Consider the following 14,909-nt stretch of genomic DNA (forward strand, 5'->3'; position numbering starts at 1 on the left):
GAATGAAGTAGTGGCAGATCCAGCAAGTTACAGGCCCCAGACGGGTGAAATTCCCACCAATCCCGGGGTGTACCGGTTCCGCGATCCCCACGGCCGGGTCATCTACGTAGGCAAAGCCAAAAGCCTTCGCTCCCGCCTGAACTCCTACTTCGCGAATCCGGCGGGCCTGCTGCCCAAAACCCACGCTATGGTTCACACGGCCAGCAGTGTCGAGTGGACAGTGGTGGGCAGCGAGCTGGAGTCGCTGCAGCTTGAATACACCTGGATCAAGGAATACAAGCCACGCTTCAACGTGGTCTTCCGCGACGACAAAACCTATCCGTACCTGGCCCTCACCATGAGCGAGAAGCTCCCCAGGGTCCAGGTCATGCGGGGGGACCGCCGCAAAGGCACACGGTACTTCGGCCCGTACACAGCCGGCGCGATCCGGGAAACCATGGACACTTTGCTGCGGGTTTTCCCCGTCCGCAGCTGCAGCGCCGGGGTCCTCAAACGGGCCCAGGCGAGCGGTCGGCCATGCCTGCTGGGCTACATCGACAAATGCTCGGCCCCCTGCGTTGGCCGGGTGACTCCCGAGGAACACCGGGCCCTGGCGGAGGACTTCTGCGCGTTTATGGGCGGCGAGGCCAAACGCTTCATCACCAAGCTCGAAAAGGAGATGGCCGACGCCGTCGGCACCCTCGACTACGAGCGTGCGGCGAGGCTCCGTGATGACATCGCCGCTCTTCGGAAGGTCTTTGAGCGCAACGCCGTGGTGCTCGCCGACGATACCGACGCCGATGTCTTCGCGCTGCACGAGGACGAGTTGGAGGCTGCCGTCCAGGTGTTCCACGTCAGGGGCGGCCGGATCCGCGGCCAGCGCGGCTGGGTGGTGGAAAAAGTGGAGGACGCCACCACCCCGGATCTCGTGGAACACCTGCTGCAGCAGGTCTACGGCGACGACGGCGACAGCCATGGCAGGCTTCCCCGCGAAGTCCTGGTGCCAGTCGAACCCAGCAACGCCGCGGAACTTACGGAATGGCTCGGCGGCCTGCGCGGAGCGAAGGTGGATGTCAGGGTGCCGCAGCGCGGCGACAAGGCCGCGCTCATGTCCACCGTCCGTGAAAACGCCGAGCACGCGCTCAAACTGCATAAGACCCGCCGCGCCGGGGACCTCACCGTGCGCTCCCAGGCACTGCAGGAGCTGCAGGAAGCCCTGGACCTTCCCGTGGCGCTCCTGCGGATCGAATGCTTCGACGTCTCCCACGTCCAGGGCACCAACGTCGTGGCGTCCATGGTGGTGGTCGAGGACGGGCTGCCCAAGAAGTCCGAATACCGGAAGTTCTCCGTCACCGGACCCGCCGCCGCAGACGACACCGCCGCCATGCACGACGTCCTGACCCGGCGCTTCCGGCATTACCTGCAGGACAAGTCGGCGCAGTCCGAGGCGTCCGCCCTGCCCGGGCACCAGGCCGCCTTGGAAGCAGCCGCTGCCGCGGTCCTGGACACCGCTACGGCCGCCCCGCGGGCAAAATTCGCGTACCCGCCCAACCTGGTGGTGGTCGACGGCGGCAAGCCCCAGGTGAACGCCGCAGCCCGGGCCTTGGCGGACCTTGGCATTGAGGATGTCTACGTGGTGGGCCTGGCCAAACGCCTTGAGGAAGTCTGGCTGCCGGACAGCGACTTCCCCGTGATCCTGCCCAGGACGTCCCAGGGACTCTATCTGCTGCAGCGGATCCGTGACGAAGCCCACCGCTTCGCCATCACCTTCCACCGGCAGAAGCGCGGCAAGGCCATGACCGTCTCGGCGCTGGACGGAGTGCCGGGCCTTGGCGAGTCCAAACGCAAGGCCCTGCTCACCCATTTCGGATCCGTCAAAGGCGTGAAAGCCGCCACCGCGGCTGAGCTCACGGCGGCCAAGGGCATTGGACCATCCCTTGCCAACGCCATCGTGGCCCACTTCAGCGGCGATGACACCGCCGGCGATGCGCTTCCGGCCGTGAATATGGCCACCGGCGAAATCATTGAAACCTAGGTAGGGTAAGGAACGCAGGTTTCCGCCATTGCGGGCGCCTGCCTTCATCTGGACAGAAACGGGGCGGAACGAATGGCAGACTCTACGGCGGAATCCGGGACGGAGCAGGACGGGCTGACGCCGGTCAAGCCCCTCGAAGCGGAACTGCTGGTGGTCACCGGTATGTCAGGGGCAGGACGCAGCACCGCCGCGGACGCACTTGAGGACCATGGCTGGTATGTCGTGGAAAACCTGCCGCCGCAGATGCTCGGCACCCTGGCCGAGATTGTCTCCCACGCTCCGCAGTCCATTCCGCGGCTGGCCGTGGTGATGGATGTCCGCAGCAAAGGCCTCTTTGTCGACGTCCGCGCGGCCCTGGGGGCCCTCGCCGCCAGTGGTGTCAAGTTCCGCGTCCTTTTCCTCGACGCCAAAGACGACGTCCTGGTCCGCCGGTTCGAGCAGGGCCGCAGGCCCCATCCGCTCCAGGAAGGCGGCCGCATCCTCGACGGCATTGCAGCCGAACGGGAGGTGCTCAAGGAACTGCGCGACAGCTCCGACGTCGTACTGGATACCTCGACCTACAACGTCCACGCCCTGGCTACCGCCATCACGGAACTCTTTAGCGAAACCGGCCCGGTGGCACTGCGGCTCAACGTCATGAGCTTTGGCTTCAAGTACGGCCTGCCGGTGGATTCCAACTACGTTGCCGACGTCCGGTTCATCCCGAATCCGCACTGGGTCCCGCAGCTGCGCCCGCATACGGGCCTGGACAAGGACGTCAGCGATTATGTCCTCGAGGCGGAAGGTGTAAAGAACTTCGTGGACCGCTATGTCCTGGCGCTCGAGCCCGTCCTGGACGGCTACCGGCGCGAAAACAAGCACTACGCCACCATCGCCGTCGGCTGTACCGGCGGCAAGCACCGGTCCGTGGCCGTCGCCGTCGAGCTTTCCAAGAAACTGGCACAGTATCCGCGCGTGACCGTGACCACCACGCATCGGGATCTGGGCCGCGAGTAATGGGGATGCTCACCGGGCCCCTCCCGCTCGTACCGGTTTCCAGCGGAACGGCAGCCGGCCAGCAGGACAAAGGCCCCAACGTCGTGGCGCTCGGCGGCGGGCACGGACTGTCCGCTTCGCTCTCGGCGCTGCGGCTGCTCACCTCAGAGCTGACCGCCATTGTTACGGTGGCGGACGACGGCGGGTCTTCAGGGCGTCTACGCGACGAGTACGGCGTCCTCCCGCCCGGAGACCTGCGCATGGCGCTCTCCGCCTTGTGCGATGACACGGACTGGGGACGCACCTGGCGCGACGTGATGCAGCACCGTTTCCGGCCCGGCCAGGGCAGCGGCGGATCGCTGGACGAGCATGCGATGGGCAACCTGCTCATCGTCACCCTTTGGGAGCTGCTGGGCGACACCGTGGCCGGACTGAAGTGGGCTGGCGCCCTGCTCGGTGCCCGTGGCCAGGTCCTGCCCATGTCCACTGTTCCGCTGACCATTGAAGGTGACATCCGCGTCACTGCACCTGACGGCACGTTCGCGCTCCAGACAGTCCGCGGGCAGGCGCGGTGCGCCGTTGCCGGCTCGCTGGAGCACGTCCGGCTCCTGCCCGAACAGGCGCCGGCCTGCGTTGAAGCCCTGACAGCCATCGAACTGGCTGACTGGGTAATCCTGGGGCCGGGGTCCTGGTACACGTCCGTGCTGCCGCACCTGCTGCTCCCGGAAATGCGTGAAGCCCTGAGTGCCACTGCCGCAAAACGCTGCCTCACCATGAACCTGGCCACGGACACCAAGGAAACCACCGGCATGTCGGCGGCGGACCACCTATACGCACTGCGCCGGTATGCGCCGGACTTCAGCGTCGACGTCGTCCTGGCTGATCCCGCGTCGGTGCCGGACCGGCAGGAGTTCGAGAAAGCCGCCGGGATGATCGGCGCCGAGGTTGTCTTGGGTAAAGTGGGGGCGTCGGGCCGCCGACCCGTCCATGACCCCCTGCGTCTGGCAGCGGCGTACCACGACATTTTCGGGAACAGTTAGGAAGGTGCCATGGCACTGACATCATCGGTCAAGGAAGAACTGTCCCGTCTGGACATCAAGAAATCTTCAGTCCGCAAGGCAGAGGTCTCGGCAATGCTGCGCTTCGCCGGCGGCCTGCACATCATCTCGGGCAGGATCGTGATCGAAGCCGAGGTTGACCTCGCATCGACGGCGCGCAGGCTCCGGGCGGCCATCGCCGAGGTTTACGGCCACCAGAGCGAGATCATCGTCGTCTCCGGCGGCGGACTGCGCCGCGGCAGCCGGTACGTGGTGCGGGTAGTCCGCGACGGCGAGTCCCTGGCCCGGCAGACAGGCCTCCTGGACGGCCGCGGCCGGCCGGTGCGGGGGCTTCCCTCGGCCGTCGTCAACGGCTCGGCCGCCGACGCCGAGGCCGTGTGGCGTGGTGCTTTCCTGGCCCACGGGTCCCTCACGGAACCGGGCCGTTCGTCATCGCTTGAGGTCACCTGCCCGGGTCCCGAGTCGGCGCTTGCCCTCGTTGGTGCCGCCCGCCGTCTTGGCATCCAAGCCAAAGCCCGCGAAGTCAGGGGAGTTGACCGTGTGGTGATCCGCGACGGCGACACCATCGCCGCCCTGCTCATCCGCATGGGCGCCCACGATGCCCTGATGGTCTGGGAAGAACGCAGGATGCGCAAGGAAGTCAGGGCCACGGCCAACCGGCTGGCCAACTTTGACGACGCCAACCTGCGGCGCTCCGCCCAGGCGGCCGTGGCCGCCGGAGCCAGGGTGGACCGGGCGCTGGAGATCCTGGGCGACGATGTCCCGGACCACCTCAAATACGCCGGCGAACTCCGGGTGGCCCACAAACAGGCGAGCCTGGACGAGCTGGGGCGCCTGGCAGATCCGGTAATGACCAAGGACGCCATCGCCGGCCGCATCCGCCGGCTCCTGGCCATGGCGGATAAGCGGGCCATCGATTTGGGGATCCCTGGCACTGATGCCAATGTGACGCCTGAGATGCTGGACGAGTAGCGGCGCCCCTAGAATCAGAGCGTTCACCCTGATCTTCCGGATGCCAGTCATCCGGATGCACAATCCGAGAGTTACAACCCGGACAGACCGTCCACGACATTGGAGGATTTTGTGACCGAGTACGTACTGCCAGAACTCAGCTACGACTACGCGGCGCTTGAGCCGCACATTTCGGCGCGCATCATGGAGCTGCACCACAGCAAGCACCACGCTGCCTACGTTGCAGGTGCCAACAACGCCCTTGCCCAGCTGGCAGAGGCGCGCGACAAGGGCGATTTCGCCAACATCAACCGCCTTTCGAAGGACCTCGCGTTCCACACCGGCGGCCACATCAACCACTCGGTGTTCTGGAACAACCTGTCCCCGGACGGCGGCGACAAGCCTGAGGGTGAGCTGGCGGCTGCCATCGATGACGCCTTCGGTTCCTTCGACGCCTTCCGTGCCCAGTTCTCTGCTGCGGCCCTTGGCTTGCAGGGATCGGGCTGGGGCTTCCTGGCCTACGAGCCGATCGGTGGCAACCTGGTCATCGAGCAGCTCTACGACCAGCAGGGCAACGTAGCACTCGGCACCACGCCGGTGCTGATGCTGGACATGTGGGAGCACGCCTTTTACCTGGACTACGTCAACGTCAAGGCTGACTACGTCAAGGCATTCTGGAACATCGTCAACTGGGCCGATGTCGCTAAGCGCTTCGAAGCTGCCCGCACCAACGCTACGGGCCTCATTACCCTGCCGTAGTGACTTGCAGTACATGCACGTGTAACAAACTTCACATTTCGGCGTGATTTCGGCCGGAATGTGGTTGGTCCGCCCCCGCACTTGCGGGGGCGGACCTACTTAAACGTAAGATGGATCACGGAAGGCGGTCTGCCTTCAGCAATGTGGCTGGTCGCCCTCCGATCTGTTAATCATCTCTGCCCAATGGCGTGCGGGATCTGTTAGTTGGCTTCAACGCCCGCTCAACTAATTTGTGCTTAATCAAGCACCAAGGAGACTGAACAAGTGACGACCCGTATTGGTATCAACGGCTTCGGCCGCATCGGCCGCAACTACTTCCGCGCAGCCCTCGCACAGGGCGCGGACCTGGAGATCGTTGCCGTCAACGACCTCACCAGCCCTGAGGCACTGGCCCACCTGCTTAAGTACGACTCCGTCGGCGGCCGCCTGAAGGAAACCGTTGAAGTCAAGGACGGCAACATTGTCGTCGATGGCAACATCATCAAGGTTCTCGCCGAACGCGATCCCGCCAACCTGCCCTGGGGCGAGCTGGGCGTAGACATCGTCATCGAGTCCACCGGCTTCTTCACCAAGGCCGCTGCCGCGCAGAAGCACATCGACGCAGGCGCCAAGAAGGTCCTGATCTCCGCACCTGCCTCCGACGAGGACATCACCATCGTGATGGGCGTCAACGAGGGCCTGTACGACAACGCGGCGCACAACATCATTTCCAACGCGTCCTGCACCACCAACTGCCTGGGCCCGCTGGCCAAGGTCCTCAACGACACCTTCGGCATCGAGCGTGGCCTGATGACCACCATCCACGCCTACACGGCTGACCAGAACCTGCAGGACGGCCCGCACAACGACCTCCGCCGTGCCCGTGCCGCCGCCATCAACATGGTTCCCACCTCCACGGGTGCGGCCAAGGCGATCGGCCTGGTCCTGCCCGAGCTCAAGGGCAAGCTGGACGGCTTCGCCATCCGCGTGCCCGTCCCCACCGGCTCGGCCACCGACCTCACCGTCACGGTCTCCCGCGAGACCACCGTCGAGGAAGTCAACGCGGCGCTGAAGAAGGCTTCGGAGTCCGACGAGTTCCAGGGCATCCTGACGTACACGGACGCTCCGATCGTGTCCTCGGACATCGTCGGGGACCCGGCGTCGTCGATCTTCGACTCCGGCCTGACCAAGGTCATCGGCAACCAGGTCAAGGTTGTTTCCTGGTATGACAACGAATGGGGCTACTCCAACCGCCTCGTGGACCTCACGGAGCTCGTCGCAGCCAAGCTGGGCTAGGGTTAGACACATGACATTCCACACCCTCAACGAACTGATCGCTGAAGGTGTCCGCGGGCGGTACATTCTTGTCAGAAGTGACCTGAATGTGCCGCTCGACGGCTCTACAGTGACTGACGACGGCCGCATCAAGGCCTCTCTGCCAGTACTGGGAAAGCTCACGGACGCCGGTGCCCGCGTGCTGGTAACAGCCCACCTCGGACGCCCCAAGGGCGCTCCGGAGGAAAAGTACTCCCTCCGGCCTGCCGTAGCGCGGCTCGCCGAACTTGCCGCCTTCAAGGTCTCGCTCGCGCAGGACACCGTGGGCAGCTCCGCTAAGGAACTCGCCGCCTCCCTTCAGGACGGTGAGGTCCTCGTCCTGGAAAACGTGCGCTTCGACGCCCGGGAGACCAGCAAGGACGACGCCGAACGCGGCGCCTTCGCGGACGAACTGGTGGCCCTGACCGGGGCCAACGGCGCCTACGTTGACGACGCCTTTGGTGCCGTGCACCGCAAGCACGCCAGTGTCTACGACGTCGCCACCCGGCTCCCGTCCTACCAGGGCGATCTTGTTCACGCCGAGGTGGAGGTCCTGCGGAAGCTGACAGCTGACACGCAGCGGCCCTACGTGGTGGTGCTCGGCGGCTCCAAGGTCTCCGACAAGCTGGCGGTCATCGACAACCTCATCGGCAAGGCCGACACCATCCTGGTGGGCGGCGGCATGCTCTTCACGTTCCTGGCAGCAGAGGGCCACAGCGTGGCCGGCAGCCTCCTGGAAGAAGACCAGATCCCGGTTGTCCAGGACTACCTGAAACGCGCTGCCGGTGCCGGCACTGAATTCATTGTGCCCACCGACGTTGTGGTGGCCGGTAAGTTCGCGGCCGACGCTGACTACGAGACTGTCCCCGCGGACAGCATCGAAGGCAGCAGCTTCGGTGCCCAGGGCATCGGCCTGGACATTGGACCGGACTCTGCAGCCGCTTTTGCGGACCGCATCAAGGGCGCCAAAACGGTGTTCTGGAACGGGCCCATGGGCGTCTTTGAATTCGAAGCATTCTCCGGCGGAACCCGCGCCGTGGCCCAGGCCCTCACCGAGGTCGACGCGTTCACCGTGGTCGGCGGCGGCGACTCCGCTGCCGCCGTGCGGACGCTCGGCTTCGCTGATGACCAGTTCGGTCACATTTCCACCGGCGGCGGCGCCAGCCTGGAATATCTCGAAGGCAAGGAACTCCCGGGACTCAGCGTCCTGGACCGTTAGGAACCTGGACTGCCAAGTCCTCCGGCCGGCAGGGTGCCCGCGGGCACCCTGCCGGCCGCACACATATCAAGTACTTTTGGAGAACACGTGACTACGTCAACGAACGGCGCTTTTGACCGCACGCCTCTCATTGCAGGCAACTGGAAGATGAACATGGACCATGTCCAGGGCATCACCCTCCTGCAAAAACTGGCCTGGACCCTGTCCGACGCCAAGCACGACTACAACCGGGTTGAGGTGGCCGTCTTCCCGCCATTCACCGACCTCCGCGGTGTGCAGACCCTCGTCCAGGGAGATGAACTGGACATAGCCTACGGCGGCCAGGACCTCTCCCAGTTCGACTCGGGCGCCTACACGGGCGACACCTCCGGCCAGTTCCTGAACAAGCTGGGCTGCCGCTACGTCCTGGTGGGGCACAGTGAACGCCGCACCATCCACCAGGAATCCGACGAAGTGCTCAACGCCAAGGTCAAGGCAGCGTTCAAGCACAGTGTCACTCCGGTCCTTTGCGTGGGGGAAGGCCTGGAAATCCGCCAGGCCGGCACGCATGTCGAGCACACGCTGACACAGCTCCGGGCGAACGTCGCCGGTTTGACGGCCGAGCAGGCGGCAGAGCTTGTGGTGGCCTACGAGCCCGTTTGGGCCATCGGCACCGGTGAAGTGGCCGGGCCGGAGGACGCCCAGGAAATGTGCGCCGCCATCCGCGCGGAACTGGCCACGCTCTTCGGCGATGACGTTGCGGCGAAGATCCGTCTGCTCTACGGCGGCTCGGTCAAGGCCAATAATGTCGCCGCGATCCTGAAGGAACGCGACGTCGACGGCGTGTTGGTCGGCGGGGCAAGCCTCGATCCCGCGGAGTTTGCTAATATTGTCAGGTTCGAGAGTCACCTGGTGACGGACTAGTCCGTCACTCAGCTCCAGGCTCCCGCAATTCCAATCTTCTGAAAGGCCGTCGTGGACGTTCTTCATGTCATTCTGCAGATTCTCCTGGGCATCACCAGCCTTCTGCTGACCTTGCTTATCCTCCTCCACAAGGGCCGGGGTGGCGGGCTGTCGGACATGTTCGGCGGCGGTATGAGTTCCGGCCTCAGCTCCTCCGGCGTGGCCGAGCGGAACCTGAACAGGTTCACGGTCATTCTGGGCGTTACCTGGGGCGTCGTGATCATCGCCCTTGGCCTGGTCATGCGCTTCAGCGGTGCAGGGGACTCATAGCTCCTGCAACTGATCGTCGCCCGGCACTGCCGCGATGGGGATCTCCGAACTAAACTGTGGCTGTTGGCTTCCAACAGCCACAGTTTTTGTTTAAGCAGCCAGGAGTCCCGATGGTACATAGTGCGTCAGCGTTCCGCGGCACCCGGGTGGGTGTCACAGAAGGATCCGGTCCCAAGAACCAGTCAGAAGCGGCCTCGGGCGAGAGGGTGCCCCGTATCAGGGTTTCCTTTTGGTGCGCCAAGGGGCATGAGACCCAGCTTGTTTTCCTGCGGTTGCCGGAGGAGCAGCTTCCCACGGTCTGGGACTGCCGGCGCTGCGGGGCTCCGGCATCACGGGACGGCAAGGAAGCCGACCTGCCGGACCCGCTGGACGAAGGCTTCAAGAGCCACCTTGAATACGTTAAAGAACGACGCTCCGACCAGGACGCCGAAGCTGTCCTGGCCGGAGCGCTGGAAAAGCTACGCGCCGGCGGCGTCCTTCCGGACGAGCTGCTGCGGGACACGTGACGCTGCGTTTTCGTCGATGAGCCACAGCGTGCGGGAGGTTCCCCGCGGGCCGGCCGCCGGTACCTGTACCGGGTTGGCGCCAGCCAGGGCCAGGCCCACCGCGCCGGCCTTGTCCTCGCCGGCCACTACCATCCAGACCTCGGCAGCAGTGTTTATGGCGGGAAGCGTGAGCGAAATCCGCTGGGGCGGCGGCTTGGGGGAATTGCGGACGCCCACCACTGTCCGCTCCTTCTCCCGGATTCCGCCCTGCTCCGGGAAGAGCGAGGCAATGTGGGCGTCCGGGCCAACGCCCAGCAGCACAACGTCCAGCCGCGGCAGTACTCCCGGTTCGTCCGGACGGTCATCGGACATGTCGGCAGCGTGTTCGGCCTGGGCTGCTTCCCGGAGCCTGCGCGCGTAGTCCGCGGCGGCTTCTTCGGGCGTGTCGAAGTCATCCGAGGAGGCAGGCTGGTTGATCCTTGCAGGATCAACCGGAATGCTCGACAGGAGTGCAGCAAACGCCTGCCTCGTGTTCCGGTCGGGATGGTCCGCGGCAACAAAGCGCTCGTCACCCCACCAAAAGTTCACCTTGGACCAGTCCACGGCCGGCGCTGCCGGAGAATCCGCAACAGCCTTCAGCGTTCCGATGCCGACTGTGCCGCCGGTCAGCACCACCGTGGCCTCACCGTGCTTGTCCTGCACATCCACCAGCTTGGTGATCAGGCGGGCCGCAATGGCGGCCATCAGGACGGACGAATCAGGATGGATGCTAACTCTTGGCTCAACGCTCACTGGGTCGGACGCTCCTTAGATTGGTACGTGGCAGTCCAATAGTAATCACTTCGCCGAACACTTCGTCGGGGTCGAGGCGGCGGAGTTCTTCGGCGAGGCAGTCTTTGAGGCTGCGGCGTGGCAGGGAGATGCGCTGGGCGGGCTGTCCGGGCTGGGTCAGTTCCGCGACGGAGAGTCCGGGGCGGAAGAGCTGCACGTCGCCGCTGTGGCGGGTGAGCCTGACGCGGCGGATGCCGGTGCCGGCGGGGTCCGCAACGATGGTCACGGGCGCGTCCAGGGCCAGGGTCAGCCAGGCCGCGAGCAGGATCGTGGACGGGGAGTCGGAGGCGCCTTCGACGGCCACGGCGGTGACGGGCGAGGAGTCCACCTGGTCCAGGACCGCCGCGAGCTGGATCCGCCAGTTGGTGAGCCGGGTCCAGGCGAGGTCGGTGTCCCCGGCCTTGTACGTGGCCCGGATGTTCTCCAGCGCCATTTGAGGGTCCGCTTCGTTCGCGGAGTCGGTGATCCGGCGGTGCGCGATCCGGCCCACGGAGGTTTCGCAGGCGTTCTCCGGTGCCCCGTGCGGCCACCAGGCCACGATCGGTGCGTCCGGCAGGAGCAGGGCCGCGACCAGGGATTCGCTTTCGTGGGCGAGCTCGCCGTAGCCGCGGAGCACGATGACCTCGGACGCGCCGGCGTCACCGCCGACCCTGATCTGCGCGTCGAGCCGGTTCGGGGCCTGGGCTCCGGCGTCGGCGAGGACGATGATCCGGCAGGGGTGTTCGCGGCTGGCCTCGTTCGCGGCCTCGATCGCTTCTTCCTCGAGACCGGAGCGGGTCACGACCACCAGGGTCAGGACCCGGCCCAGGGCAATCACGCCGCCCTGCTCACGCAGGGCGGTGATCTTCTTGGAGATCTTCGAGGTGGTGGTGTCCGGCAAATCTACAATCATGGCCTTCTCCAGGTTCGTCCGTCGCGGGCCAGCAGTTCATCCGCCGAGGCAGGGCCCCAGGACCCCGGGGCGTAGGGCTCCGGCTGCTCTTTCAGCCCGGCCCAGTAGTCTTCAAAGGGGTCCAGGATCTTCCAGGACAGCTCCACTTCCGCGTGCCGGGGGAACAGCGGCGGCTCGCCGAGCAGCACATCGAGGATGAGCCGTTCGTAGGCTTCGGGGCTGGACTCGGTGAAGGAGTGCCCGTAGCCGAAGTCCATGGTCACGTCGCGGACTTCCATCTGCGTTCCCGGGACCTTGGACCCGAACCGGATGGTCGCACCCTCGTCGGGCTGGACCCGGATCACCACGGCGTTCTGGCCGAAGTCATCTTCGCCATGGTCACGGAAGAGCAGGTTCGGGGCGCGTTTGAACACCACCGCGATCTCCGTCACCCGGCGGCCCAGGCGCTTGCCCGCCCGGAGGTAGAACGGCACACCGGACCAGCGCCGGGTGTGGATGTCCACCCGGATCGCCGCGAACGTCTCGGTGGTCGAATCCGCGGGGATGCCGTCTTCCTGCAGGTAGCCCTGGACCTGTTCCCCGCCCTGCCAGCCGCCCGCGAACTGCCCGCGCGCCGAATGGGTGGAGAGGTCATCCGGGAGCTTGACCGCGGCGAGGACCTTTTCCTTCTCCGCCCGCAGGTCATCGGCGTTGAAGGAAATGGGCTCCTCCATCGCAGTCAACGCCAGCAGCTGGAGCAGGTGGTTCTGGATGACGTCGCGGGCCGCGCCCACACCGTCGTAGTAGCCGGCCCGGCCCCCGGTGCCGATGTCCTCTGCCATCGTGATCTGGACGTGGTCCACATAGTTCGCGTTCCACAGCGGCTCAAACAGCTGGTTCGCGAAGCGCAGCGCCAGGATGTTCTGCACCGTCTCCTTGCCCAGGTAGTGGTCGATCCGGAACACCGCATCCGGCGGGAACACCGACTCCACAATCTCGTTCAGCGCCCGGGCCGACTCGAGGTCGTGCCCGAACGGCTTCTCGATGACCACCCGGCGCCACTTGTCGCCGTCGGCCTGCGCCAGGCCGTGCTTGGAGAGCTGCCGGCAGACCTGTTCGAACGCCTTCGGCGGGATCGAGAGGTAGAACGCATGATTGCCGCGTGTCCCGCGCTGCTCATCGAGCTCAGCGATCGTGTCACCCAACCGCTCAAACGAATCATCGTCGTCGAACTCGCCCTGGACAAAACGGATACCCTCGGCGAGCTGGTTCCAGACCGCCTCGTCAAACGGCGTCCGCGAGTACGCCTTCACCGAGGCCTTCACCTCGGCGGCGAATTCCTCGTGCTTCCACGGACGGCGGCCGAAACCCACCAACGCGAAACTCGGCGGCAGCAGCCCCCGGTTCGCGAGGTCATACACGGCCGGCATGAGCTTCTTACGGGCAAGGTCGCCGGTCACCCCGAAGAGCACCAACGACGACGGACCGGCAATCCGGTTCAGGCGGCGATCGCGGGGATCCCGGAGCGGATTACGCCCTGGTCGTCCGGAACGCGTCGCGGAATTCCTGCCGTTTTCAGTTTCTGGCATGTCTGCTGTTGAGCCTTAGTTTTCGGTGACGGAAGCTGACCGGGCTGCGAGTGCTGCAATGATCTCCTGCAGCTGTGCAACTCCGGCGGCGCGGTCGGTCAGGTGCAGTCGCAGGACAGGGCGGCCATGGCCGGCCAGGACCTGGGCGTCGCCCGCGGCCTGGGCGGAAATCAGTTCCCCGAACGTGAACGGACGGTCCGGGATGGCCAGGTCTTCCGCAGGCGCGGCCGTGACCTGGAGGAACACTCCGATGGCGGGTCCGCCCTTGTGGAACTGCCCGGTGGAGTGGAGGAACCGCGGGCCCCATCCAAACGTGACGGGACGGCCGCTGACGCCGGCAAGCGGGTCGCGGATGCCTTCCAGCTCTGCGAAGGCCAGCCGGTCAAAGTAGGCATGGACGCTGAGGTAGCTGTCGTCGTCGAGCGTACCAAGGAGGGCGCCGATGGCTTCCTCCGCCGTGGCTGCCCCACGGAGCCAGTCACCGCCGCGGACTTCGATGGCGCCGTCCACGAAGGCGGCAGGGGTCGGTTCGGGCTGGGCGTCCAGCAGGCCGCGGGCGGCAACCTTGGCTGCCTCCACGTCCGGCTGGTCATACGGGTTGATGCCCAGGAGGCGTCCGGCCACGGCAGTGGCGAACTCCCACACCATCATCTGGGTGGCCAGGCCACCCGCGATGGCTACCTCATTGTCACCGAGTTCGACGTCGGCATCCGCGGCTACCAGCCGCACCACCAGGACGTCGGCGGCGCCGGAGGTGACCTCCGGCGACGTGGGACCGGCAACAACCGGCAGGACACCGGTACCGAGCTTGCCCGTGGATTCGGCGATGAGCTGTTCGGCCCAGTCCGCGAAGCCCACAATGCCTGAGCCGTCCTCGGCGATGACAATCTTGTTGCGCAGCGGGTTGGTTCCGCCCAGGGCTGTCCCGAGGGCCAGGCCGATGTTCTCGGCGGCGTCCTCGTTCAGGATCTCGGCGGCTTCCTCGGCCTCATCCAGGAAGGCCTGGATATCCACACCGGCCAGGCCCGAGGGGACCAGCCCGAATGCGGTGAGGGCCGAGTAGCGGCCGCCAACATTCGGATCGGCGTTGAAGACGGCGCGGTAGCCGGCCTCACGCGATGCCTTATCCAGCGGGGAACCGGGATCGGTGACGATGATGATCCGGCTCTTCGCATCGATGCCGGCCTCGGTGAAGGCGTGCTCGAAGATCCGGCGCTGGGAGTCGGTCTCCAGGGTTGAACCGGACTTGGACGAAACCACAATCGCGGTTTCGGCCAGCCGGTCTGCGAGGGCAGCACGGACCTGGTCGGGGTCGGTGCTGTCCAGCACTGTCAGCTCGACGCCAGCGGTGCCGGCGATGACCTCGGGAGCCAGCGAAGATCCGCCCATGCCGCAAAGCACGATGCGGGTCACGCCGTCAGCCTTGAGGGCATCACGGAGCTCGAGGATGCCGGCCACAAGGGCCTGGGAGACGGTGGGCGCCTCCACCCAACCGAGGCGGACAGCGGACTCGGCCTCGGCGTCGGGACCCCACAGGGTGTGGTCCTTGGCGAAGATCCGGGTGGCGATGCGGTCCGCCACGAGGGCGGGCAGGTGCTGCTCGAGTGCCTGCTGCGCGGCACCGGTGGCGTCGTAGCTGAGAGTGCTCATAG

At 65.8% G+C, this 14,909-nt stretch carries 14 protein-coding genes; 10 read left to right on the forward strand and 4 right to left on the reverse strand.

All coding sequences use genetic code 11. The annotated features are described in order from the left end of the window. Positions 1–10: 10 nt before the first annotated feature. The 10 genes from uvrC to NIBR502772_RS13375 all read left to right on the forward strand — a co-directional run bounded on the left by uvrC (position 11) and on the right by NIBR502772_RS13375 (position 9,987). Positions 11–2,014 (forward strand): excinuclease ABC subunit UvrC, encoded by a 2,004-nt coding sequence (gene uvrC, locus NIBR502772_RS13330; RefSeq protein ID WP_141140570.1) that lies wholly within the window; start codon positions 11–13, stop codon positions 2,012–2,014. A gap of 72 nt (positions 2,015–2,086) precedes the next feature. Further along, complete coding sequence (rapZ, locus tag NIBR502772_RS13335; RefSeq protein WP_058932525.1) at positions 2,087–3,010, forward strand: RNase adapter RapZ; 924 nt, start codon at positions 2,087–2,089, stop codon at positions 3,008–3,010. Further along, positions 3,010–4,029, forward strand: coding sequence for a uridine diphosphate-N-acetylglucosamine-binding protein YvcK (gene yvcK / locus NIBR502772_RS13340; protein ID WP_141140571.1), 1,020 nt, complete (start codon positions 3,010–3,012; stop codon positions 4,027–4,029). Before rapZ ends, yvcK begins: the two co-directional genes overlap by 1 nt. A gap of 9 nt (positions 4,030–4,038) precedes the next feature. Further along, entirely contained in the window at positions 4,039–5,019 is a 981-nt protein-coding gene (gene whiA, locus NIBR502772_RS13345) for a DNA-binding protein WhiA (protein WP_056339766.1), read from the forward strand. A gap of 111 nt (positions 5,020–5,130) precedes the next feature. Continuing rightward, the gene (locus NIBR502772_RS13350; protein ID WP_141140572.1) at positions 5,131–5,757 is read left to right on the forward strand and encodes a superoxide dismutase; all 627 of its coding nucleotides are present in this window, start codon (positions 5,131–5,133) and stop codon (positions 5,755–5,757) included. Positions 5,758–6,021: 264 nt separating this feature from the next. Beyond that, a complete protein-coding gene (gene gap, locus NIBR502772_RS13355) occupies positions 6,022–7,032 on the forward strand; it encodes a type I glyceraldehyde-3-phosphate dehydrogenase (RefSeq protein WP_056339772.1) in 1,011 nt (336 codons plus the stop codon). Between the two features lie 10 nt (positions 7,033–7,042). Further along, positions 7,043–8,269 (forward strand): phosphoglycerate kinase, encoded by a 1,227-nt coding sequence (gene pgk, locus NIBR502772_RS13360; protein WP_141140573.1) that lies wholly within the window; start codon positions 7,043–7,045, stop codon positions 8,267–8,269. Positions 8,270–8,356: 87 nt separating this feature from the next. Next, positions 8,357–9,172 carry a triose-phosphate isomerase gene (tpiA, locus tag NIBR502772_RS13365; protein ID WP_141140574.1) on the forward strand — a complete coding sequence of 272 codons (816 nt, stop codon included), beginning with the start codon at positions 8,357–8,359 and terminating at the stop codon, positions 9,170–9,172. Positions 9,173–9,223: 51 nt separating this feature from the next. Further along, positions 9,224–9,481: a preprotein translocase subunit SecG gene (gene secG, locus NIBR502772_RS13370; RefSeq protein WP_058932520.1), complete on the forward strand. Its 258-nt coding sequence runs from the start codon at positions 9,224–9,226 to the stop codon at positions 9,479–9,481. A 110-nt stretch (positions 9,482–9,591) separates the two neighbouring features. Next, positions 9,592–9,987: an RNA polymerase-binding protein RbpA gene (locus NIBR502772_RS13375; protein ID WP_141140575.1), complete on the forward strand. Its 396-nt coding sequence runs from the start codon at positions 9,592–9,594 to the stop codon at positions 9,985–9,987. Here the strand turns inward: NIBR502772_RS13375 and pgl are convergent. Genes pgl through NIBR502772_RS13395 form a run of 4 tightly spaced genes read right to left on the reverse strand, consistent with a single transcriptional unit; the run spans position 9,940 to position 14,907 of the window. Continuing rightward, on the reverse strand, positions 9,940–10,710 hold the full coding sequence (pgl, locus tag NIBR502772_RS13380) for a 6-phosphogluconolactonase (RefSeq protein ID WP_246848801.1): 771 nt from the start codon (positions 10,708–10,710) through the stop codon (positions 9,940–9,942). The genes NIBR502772_RS13375 and pgl overlap by 48 nt on opposite strands. A 37-nt stretch (positions 10,711–10,747) precedes the next feature. Beyond that, the gene (locus NIBR502772_RS13385) at positions 10,748–11,689 is read right to left on the reverse strand and encodes a glucose-6-phosphate dehydrogenase assembly protein OpcA (RefSeq protein ID WP_141140577.1); all 942 of its coding nucleotides are present in this window, start codon (positions 11,687–11,689) and stop codon (positions 10,748–10,750) included. Further along, entirely contained in the window at positions 11,686–13,257 is a 1,572-nt protein-coding gene (gene zwf, locus NIBR502772_RS13390; RefSeq protein WP_141140578.1) for a glucose-6-phosphate dehydrogenase, read from the reverse strand. The genes NIBR502772_RS13385 and zwf overlap by 4 nt, the downstream gene beginning before the upstream one ends. 15 nt (positions 13,258–13,272) lie before the next feature. Beyond that, positions 13,273–14,907, reverse strand: coding sequence for a glucose-6-phosphate isomerase (locus tag NIBR502772_RS13395; RefSeq protein WP_141140579.1), 1,635 nt, complete (start codon positions 14,905–14,907; stop codon positions 13,273–13,275). Positions 14,908–14,909: the final 2 nt, after the last annotated feature.

It is taken from the genome of Pseudarthrobacter sp. NIBRBAC000502772, from assembly GCF_006517235.1.
In the GTDB taxonomy this organism is placed as follows: Bacteria; Actinomycetota; Actinomycetes; order Actinomycetales; family Micrococcaceae; genus Arthrobacter.

Excerpts from the sequence above, each read along its gene's own strand:
- NIBR502772_RS13395 (WP_141140579.1), bottom strand. The coding sequence starts at position 14,907 with ATGAGCACTCTCAGCTACGACGCCACCGGTGCCGCGCAGCAGGCACTC.
- pgk (WP_141140573.1), top strand. The coding sequence starts at position 7,043 with ATGACATTCCACACCCTCAACGAACTGATCGCTGAAGGTGTCCGCGGG.
- yvcK (WP_141140571.1), top strand. The coding sequence starts at position 3,010 with ATGGGGATGCTCACCGGGCCCCTCCCGCTCGTACCGGTTTCCAGCGGA.
- NIBR502772_RS13375 (WP_141140575.1), top strand. The coding sequence starts at position 9,592 with ATGGTACATAGTGCGTCAGCGTTCCGCGGCACCCGGGTGGGTGTCACA.
- pgl (WP_246848801.1), bottom strand. The coding sequence starts at position 10,710 with ATGGCCGCCATTGCGGCCCGCCTGATCACCAAGCTGGTGGATGTGCAG.
- NIBR502772_RS13385 (WP_141140577.1), bottom strand. The coding sequence starts at position 11,689 with ATGATTGTAGATTTGCCGGACACCACCACCTCGAAGATCTCCAAGAAG.
- whiA (WP_056339766.1), top strand. The coding sequence starts at position 4,039 with ATGGCACTGACATCATCGGTCAAGGAAGAACTGTCCCGTCTGGACATC.
- rapZ (WP_058932525.1), top strand. The coding sequence starts at position 2,087 with ATGGCAGACTCTACGGCGGAATCCGGGACGGAGCAGGACGGGCTGACG.
- zwf (WP_141140578.1), bottom strand. The coding sequence starts at position 13,257 with ATGCCAGAAACTGAAAACGGCAGGAATTCCGCGACGCGTTCCGGACGA.